Below are 7,204 nucleotides of genomic sequence, written 5' to 3' on the forward strand. Positions count from 1 at the left end.
CGGGAGGGCAGGCGAACAGCGACATGACGCTCACAACCAGGCTTGCCATCGCGATGATTGCGTTGGTCGCGATCGCGGTTTCCGCGGTCGGATGGCTGAACTATCGCAACCTGGAACAGGCGCTTCTGCTGCGGGCTCGCGACCGCATCGAGACTCATTCGCGGCAGCTCGCGACCGACCTCGAATATTACGCGGCCAGCGCGACCGGAGATGTCGCGAGCTTTCGTTCCGCAGCGGCGCTGCACGGATTGATCCGCGCCCGCAGGTCGGGTGGCATAGATCCAGTCGATGGCGTCACCGAAAAGACCTGGCGCGACCGGCTGGCATCACGCTTCGCGGCCGAACTCGAAGCCAAGCCAACCTATGCGATGCTTCGGATCATCGGCCTTGACGACGATGGCCGTGAGCTTGTCCGCGTCGATCGCGCGGGACCGAACGACACGGTTCGGATCGTGCCCGAAGAGGGCTTGCTGAAGAGAAACAATCGCGGCTATTTCCACGAAACGATGGGGCTGGGCCCCACGCAAATCTACGTCTCGCCGCTCGATCTGGGTCGACGCAACGGACTGATCGAGGCGGTGCACAGGCCGACGCTTCGCGTCGCGACGCCGATCTTTGGAGACGACGGCAAACCGTTCGGCCTTTTCATGGTCAATGTTGACATGCGGCGCGCGTTCGACCGTGTCCGGTCGTCGGTGTTGCCTGGCGAGACCATATACGTCGTCAACAAGCAGGGCGACTATCTCATTCACCCAGATCGGTCGCGCGAGTTCGGCGCGTTGCTCGGCAAGCCGAACGACTGGAAAGCCGACTTCCCGCATCTGGCGTCGCAGGCCGGGGCCACGCAAGGCAGCTCGGATATCGTGCCGGATCAAGCCGCACAGCCGGGCGGAATAGCGCTGGCGCCCGCTGTTCTGGCGGGCGTCGAATGGGTTGGCGTCATCGAAACCGCCCCTAACGCGGTCATCATGGCGCCGGCCGCGAGCATCAGAAATACTTCCCTTCTCGTTGGCGGGATCGCCGTGTTGTGCGCGGCGGTGCTGGCCCTGGTGATCGCGAGGTCGCTGACCCGCCCGATCGTGCAGCTGACCGAAGCCGTGCAGGGGGTGGCCAGTAGCAAGAAGATCGCCATTCCGGTCGATGCAGGCGGCGAGACCGGTGTGCTCGCTCGCGCATTTGCGTATGCGTTCGAGGAAATCAATGCAAAGACCGCGGCGCTCCAACAAGAGGTACAGGAGCATCGCCGCACCATAGCGGCACGCGACCATCATGCCGAGCGGGAGCGGCTGTTCAGCGCGGCGGTCGAATCCTCCAACGACGCCATCATCACGACGTCGCTCGACGGCACCATCACCGGCTGGAATTCGGCGGCGGAGCGGCTGTTCGGATACAGCGCGGCGGAAGCCACGGGCAAGAACATCACGCTGCTGGTACCCGAGGATCGACTGCCGGAGCTGCAGGACGCGCTGCGCCGGATCGGCTGGGGCGAAAGCATCGAACACAGTGAAACGGTCCGCCTGCGAAAAGGTGGCGGGCGGATCGAAGTCTCGCTCAGCATCTCTCCGATCAAGGCGCCCTCGGGAGCGACCATCGGCATCTCGAGTGTTGTGCGCGACATCACCGAAGCCAACAAGACCAGGCAGGTGCTGCGTCGGCAGACCGAAGAGCTTCGCCGCATCTTCGAGACCTCGCAGGATCTGATCATGGTGCTGGATTCGCGAGGGGCTCTGGTTCAGATCAGCCCGAGCTGCGAGGCCATATTGGGCTATCGGCCGGAGGAAATGATCGGCCGCAGCGGCGAGGACTTCATTCATCCCGACCATCTCGAGACCTCCCGCCAGGAAATGCGCGCGGCACGGCGCGGGCAGCGTCCGAAGATCTCCGATACGCGCTGCATTCACAAGAACGGGCGGGAGGTGTGGCTGTCATGGCTCGGAACATGGTCCGAGCCGGCCAGGCGCTTCTTCTTCGTCGGTCGCGACATGACCGAGAGCCGGCTGGCGCAGGAGACGTTGCGCGAAAGCGAGCAGCTCGCGCGCGGCATCATCGACACCGCGCTGGACGCCTTCGTCCAGATCGACGAGAAGGGCCGTATCCGGGACTGGAATGCCCAGGCTGAAAACATCTTCGGCTGGCCGCGCGATGAAGCGCTCGGCAGGAATGTGTTCGATCTGATGGGCCAGCCGGACGGGCAAGGCCCCCTCAAGAAAGCCCTGCAATCCTTCCTGCTTTCCGGCAATGAGGCAGTCCGTCAGCCCCGCCGCGAACTCCAGATCAGGCGGCGCGACGGAAAGGAAATCACGGTCGAGCTGAGCATCGCCGCGCTGAGGACGCGTGGAGGCTTCTTGTTCAACGGATTCGTCCGCGACCTCACCGACAGGATCGCGGCCGAGGACAGGATCCGGCAGGCCGAGAAGATGGAGGCCATGGGCCAGCTCACCGGCGGCATCGCGCACGACTTCAACAACATTCTGACCGTGATCACGGGAACGATCGAAATTCTGGCCGATGCCGTCAAGGGCGAACCGCAGCTTGCCGCCATCACGCGAATGATCGACGAGGCCGCCTCGCGCGGCGCCGACCTCACCCAGCAGCTGCTCGCATTCGCGCGCAAGCAACCGCTCGAACCAAAGATAACCGACGTCAACACGCTGATCATCGACACCGCGAAACTGCTGCAGCGGACGCTCGGCGAGCATGTCGAGATCGAATCCGTGTTCGAGGATGAGACCTGTCCGGCGATCGTCGATCCCAATCAACTCGCCACCGCGATCCTCAATCTGGCCCTCAACGCCCGCGACGCCATGCCGGACGGAGGCAAGCTGATCATCGAGACCGGCTTCGTCATTCTCGATGATAATTATGCGAGGACGCACAGTGACGTCCGGCCCGGCCGCTACGCCATGATCGCGGTGAGCGATACCGGGGCCGGCATCCCGCCCGCGATGCTCGACAAGGTATTCAATCCGTTCTTCACCTCGAAAGGCCCCGGCAAGGGCACCGGCCTCGGGCTGAGCATGGTCTACGGCTTTATCAAGCAATCGGCCGGGCACATCATGATCTACAGCGAGGAGGGCCATGGCACGACGATCAAGATGTATCTGCCGCCGGCCACGGGCGCCTTGCCGGCGGCCGATCCGGCGCTGGCGCAGGCCGTCGAGGGCGGCCATGAAATAATTCTGGTCGTGGAAGACGACAAGCTGGTGCGCGACTATGTGCTCGCGCAACTGCATTCACTCGGTTACGTCACGCTGGACGCGGCGAACGCAGCCGAAGCCCTCGCGCTCGTCCATACCGGCCATGCGTTCGACCTGCTGTTCACCGACGTGATCATGCCCGGCATGAACGGCCGCCAGCTCGCCGACGAGATGTTGAAGGTCAGGCCCGGATTGAGGGTACTGTTCACCTCGGGCTATACCGAGAATGCCATCATTCATCACGGCCGGCTCGACGAAGGCGTATTGCTGCTCGCCAAGCCCTACCGGAAATCGGATATGGCGATCATGATTCGAAAAGCGCTCGCCGATTGATCGACGCCGCAGCGACCGCACCCGGCCCGCCTGCAATCAAGCCTGCCTGTAATCAAGCCTGCGATCAGACCTGTATAATCAGATCTGGCCCTGACGCTGCGTGGTCATCACGATCCGGACCAGGTCCGCCGCATTCCGCGCGCCGAGCTTCTTCATGATATTGGCGCGGTGATCCTCGATCGTGCGCGGGCTGATTCCGAGATGCCGCCCCGCTTCCTTGTTGGACGCGCCGGCGGTGAACTGTTCCAGCACCTCGCGTTCGCGCCGCGTGAGCGGTTCGCGTCCCGGAAAATGCAGTGTCGCGATTCTAGATGCCGAGTTCTCCGCCTGCCGGCGGGCGTAGGCCTCGATCGCCTCGTCGAGTCTCGCGACGATTTCACTGCCGCGAAACGGCTTTTCGATGAAGTCCAGCGCGCCGTTCTTGATGGCGCTGACCGCCATGGCGATATCGCCCTGCCCCGAGATCATGAAGATCGGCGCAGGATAATCCTCGCCATGCAGCTCTCTCAGAATATCGAGGCCGGACTTACCGGGGATATGCACATCGAGCAGGATGCAAGAAGGCGTCCGCGTTCGTGCAATCGCCAGCAGCGCGGCGCCGTCGGCGAAGCAGATGACCTGATAGCCGCCTGCCGTCAGGACCATCGACAGCGTGTCGCGAACGGCGGGGTCGTCATCGACTACAAAGATCTCCCCACGGGAGGGGGCTTTTTCAGCCATGTTCCATCGTCCATGCGTGGTTGGATGTGACTCACACTCGGATAACGGTATCGAACTCCATACCGGACCGTATTTGTACGGGACCGCAGCTTAACGCACAAGTAGCAACGCACACCTAAAAAAGTAACTAAGGAGTGCACTCATGCAGAATGCAGCAGGCGACGGCGTCGCACAGGTCGCACAGGCGCCCCACGACCGGAATGACGCCTACCGTGCCGTGGTTTCCGACCTCGTCAGCCTGGTCGCGCACGTCCAGAACAGCCTGCGGCTGATCGAACAGACGATCGCCAGGGAAACTTCGGCCGAAACTTCGGCCGAAACTTTGACGGAAACTTCGGCGGAAACATCGCCCGGCAGCCCCGAGAGTTCCACCGATATCATTGTGCTCGACGACGTGTCTCCCCGCTACATGAAGGCTGTCGCCGCATTGCAGGCTTGCGACGTCAATCTTGGCATTGCCCTGCGCTCCCTGCGGGACTCCGGCGATAGCGGTCCATGCGCCTCAAGCCCGCCGGCACTTTCGGTCATCGGGGCGTAAGCCCGACACGGCGCCGGCCTGCTGGAACGCACGGTTTCCCTCCACCGCAAACTTTCACCCGGATTTTCTCGCGCCGTTAACTACCTGCTGCGATCGCGGGCTGGCGTCCGTCATGCCACGGGCGCGCCGTCGGACCAGGACACGGCCACGACGATGGAGAATCTCGACGCGGCGCTCAACAATATGAGCCACGGCCTTTGCATGTTCGGGCCGGACAATCGCCTGCTGCTGTGGAACGATCGCTACGTAAAAATGTACAGGCTGGCGCCCGACCGCCTGCACGTCGGGTCTTGCCGCCCCGCGCGAGAAAGCCGTCGACACCCGTTGAACCGGGCGAACCGTCTGCGCTGCACCGGAGCATTTGGCCCCGCCAATGCTACCGGCTCAGTTCATCATTTCTTCTTTTGACGAGGCGCCCGGCCGCTTCTTGGCGTGCTTGCCTCTCAGGAAGCGGATGTCCATTTCCGTGCCGTTGACGCGAACCAGTTCGCACCGGCGATAGGCGAGACCGGTCGACGACAGCAGCAGGAAGAACTCCTTGAGATTGAGGCCCTGAATGGAGCCTTCCACGGTCAACTCGGCGTCGGTGTCCGAGATCGCATTGAGCTGGCAGTCCCTGCGCCAGGTGCCGTCGATCGCCATGATGCAGACGTCATAGCCCCGGCTGAACGTGACCCGATCCAAGCTCTTGCCGTCCTCTGTCATCGCTCACCGTCCCGCCATCGCCGCAATTTTTGGCATCGACGTTGCGGCCTGCACGGACCCGGCACGCGCGCCGCTCGGCCGATAGAGACCGCGCTTGTCCGGGAACGGCTTGAAGACATCGGTCAGGCCGACGACCGTTTCCGCCGCGCCCAGCACCAGGAAGCCATCGCCTTCCATCGCCTTGGCGAGGCGGCCGAAGATATTGATCTTGGTGTCCTGATCGAAATAGATCAGGACGTTGCGGCAGAAGATGACGTCAAAGGTGCCTAGCTGGGAGAAATCATGCAGCAGGTTCAGTTGCCGGTGCTGAACCATGGCGCGCAGCTCCGGGCTGATCTGCCAGAGCTCGCCGTTCTGCTTGAAATATTTGACGAGCAATTGAATCGGAAGGCCACGCTGGACCTCGAACTGGCTATAGATGCCTGATTTCGATTTCTCGAGCACTTCGGTGGACAGGTCGGTCGCGATGATTTCGACGCGCCATCCGGCCAGCGCCGCGCCCATTTCCTTCAGCGACATGGCAAGCGAATACGGCTCCTGGCCGGTCGAGCCGGCGGCGCACCAGATCCTGATGCTCTTGCGGCTGGCGCGGGCCTTCAACATCTCCGGCATGATCGTATCGCGGAAGTGTTCGAACGGCACCTTGTCGCGGAAGAAGAAGGTTTCGTTGGTGGTCATGGCTTCGACCACCTGGGCGATGATCGTCGACGATCCGCCCTTCATTTTCTGTACGAGTTCGCCGATACCCGGCACACCGCATTTGCGCGACAGCGGAAGCAGGCGGCTTTCAATCAGATATTGCTTGTCTGCGGACAGGTCGAGACCGGAATGATCCTTCAGGAGCTTACGCAGATACTCATAGTCTGGCGGGGTCACGGCGGGCCTCTCAGGGGCAAGCGGATAAGATTTAGACCGAGCTCTGTTCGTTAAGCGCGACCAGACCGACTTCCTGGAATTTTGCCGCAACGATGTCCTTGTCGAACGGCTTCATGATGTATTCGTTGGCACCGGCATGCAGCGCACGCGAGATATGATCCATGCCGTTCTCGGTGGTGCAGAACACCACCTTGGGCGCGTCGCCGCCGGGCAGGCGGCGCAGATTGCCGAGGAATTCGTAGCCGTCCATGACCGGCATGTTCCAGTCGAGCAGAACCGCGTCAGGCATGGCCTCCTTGCAGAACGCAAGCGCCTGCTCGCCGTCCTCGGCCTCGGTGATCTGGAAGTCCATATCTTCCAGGATGCGGCGCGCGATCTTTCGCACGACGCTGGAGTCATCGACCACAAGACAGGTTTTCATTTCAGGCCTCCTTGCTTGACGCGCGGTGTTACGCTGCGAGGGTTGTTTTTGGCACGATTTCGAGAACGCGATCGATGTCGAGGACGACCATGAGCTGGCCGTCGAGACGGTGAACACCACCGGCGAGCTTGGCCATGCGGGGGTCGAGATTGACGGGGTTTTCCTCGCGGCCGTTATCGTGGAGTTTCAAGACCTCGCCGATCTGGTCGATCAAAAGGCCGTAGGACTCGCCGCGCAGATCGACGCCGACCGCCATCGGCGGCTTGCCGTCGTCGTTCTTCGGCAGCCCGAGGCGGGCGCGCATGTCGACCACGGTGACGATGCGGCCGCGCAGGTTGAGCACGCCGGCGATCTCCGCCGACGACAGGGGAACGCGCGTCAGCCGTTCCGGCATGAACACGTCCTGTACCCGCG

The 7,204-nt window shown here is 62.5% G+C and carries 8 protein-coding genes; 3 read left to right on the forward strand and 5 right to left on the reverse strand.

From position 1 onward, the window contains the following. Nucleotides 1-23 precede the first annotated feature (23 nt). Nucleotides 24-3,530: a PAS domain S-box protein gene (locus C7G61_RS35130; RefSeq protein WP_108522287.1), complete on the forward strand. Its 3,507-nt coding sequence runs from the start codon at nt 24-26 to the stop codon at nt 3,528-3,530. 78 nt (nt 3,531-3,608) lie between these two features. Here the strand turns inward: C7G61_RS35130 and C7G61_RS35135 are convergent, their stop codons facing one another. Continuing rightward, nucleotides 3,609-4,250, reverse strand: a complete 642-nt coding sequence (locus C7G61_RS35135; RefSeq protein ID WP_108522288.1) for a response regulator transcription factor — start codon at nt 4,248-4,250, stop codon at nt 3,609-3,611. 142 nt (nt 4,251-4,392) lie between these two features. Here C7G61_RS35135 and C7G61_RS35140 point away from each other — a divergent pair, with 142 nt between their 5' ends. Further along, complete coding sequence (locus tag C7G61_RS35140) at nt 4,393-4,788, forward strand: hypothetical protein (RefSeq protein ID WP_108522289.1); 396 nt, start codon at nt 4,393-4,395, stop codon at nt 4,786-4,788. A gap of 153 nt (nt 4,789-4,941) precedes the next feature. Then, a complete protein-coding gene (locus C7G61_RS35145; protein WP_108522290.1) occupies nt 4,942-5,196 on the forward strand; it encodes a PAS-domain containing protein in 255 nt (84 codons plus the stop codon). Here C7G61_RS35145 and C7G61_RS35150 read toward each other — a convergent pair. From C7G61_RS35150 to C7G61_RS35165, 4 genes are all read right to left on the reverse strand, one after another. Beyond that, entirely contained in the window at nt 5,173-5,493 is a 321-nt protein-coding gene (locus tag C7G61_RS35150) for a pilus assembly protein PilZ (protein WP_108522291.1), read from the reverse strand. The two genes, C7G61_RS35145 and C7G61_RS35150, sit on opposite strands and share 24 nt — an antisense overlap. Nucleotides 5,494-5,496: 3 nt before the next feature. Next, nucleotides 5,497-6,369 carry a CheR family methyltransferase gene (locus C7G61_RS35155; protein WP_108522292.1) on the reverse strand — a complete coding sequence of 291 codons (873 nt, stop codon included), beginning with the start codon at nt 6,367-6,369 and terminating at the stop codon, nt 5,497-5,499. Between the two features lie 31 nt (nt 6,370-6,400). Then, entirely contained in the window at nt 6,401-6,790 is a 390-nt protein-coding gene (locus C7G61_RS35160) for a response regulator (protein ID WP_108522293.1), read from the reverse strand. Between the two features lie 28 nt (nt 6,791-6,818). Continuing rightward, a partial coding sequence (locus tag C7G61_RS35165) for a chemotaxis protein CheW (RefSeq protein ID WP_108522301.1) occupies nt 6,819-7,204 on the reverse strand: 386 nt, incomplete at its 5' end.

Source organism: Bradyrhizobium algeriense (genome assembly GCF_003062295.1).
Taxonomy (GTDB): Bacteria; Pseudomonadota; Alphaproteobacteria; order Rhizobiales; family Xanthobacteraceae; genus Bradyrhizobium; species Bradyrhizobium algeriense.

Coding starts and splice junctions, on each gene's coding strand:
- C7G61_RS35130 (WP_108522287.1), top strand. CDS start 24: ATGACGCTCACAACCAGGCTTGCCATCGCGATGATTGCGTTGGTCGCG.
- C7G61_RS35135 (WP_108522288.1), bottom strand. CDS start 4,250: ATGGCTGAAAAAGCCCCCTCCCGTGGGGAGATCTTTGTAGTCGATGAC.
- C7G61_RS35140 (WP_108522289.1), top strand. CDS start 4,393: ATGCAGAATGCAGCAGGCGACGGCGTCGCACAGGTCGCACAGGCGCCC.
- C7G61_RS35145 (WP_108522290.1), top strand. CDS start 4,942: ATGGAGAATCTCGACGCGGCGCTCAACAATATGAGCCACGGCCTTTGC.
- C7G61_RS35150 (WP_108522291.1), bottom strand. CDS start 5,493: ATGACAGAGGACGGCAAGAGCTTGGATCGGGTCACGTTCAGCCGGGGC.
- C7G61_RS35160 (WP_108522293.1), bottom strand. CDS start 6,790: ATGAAAACCTGTCTTGTGGTCGATGACTCCAGCGTCGTGCGAAAGATC.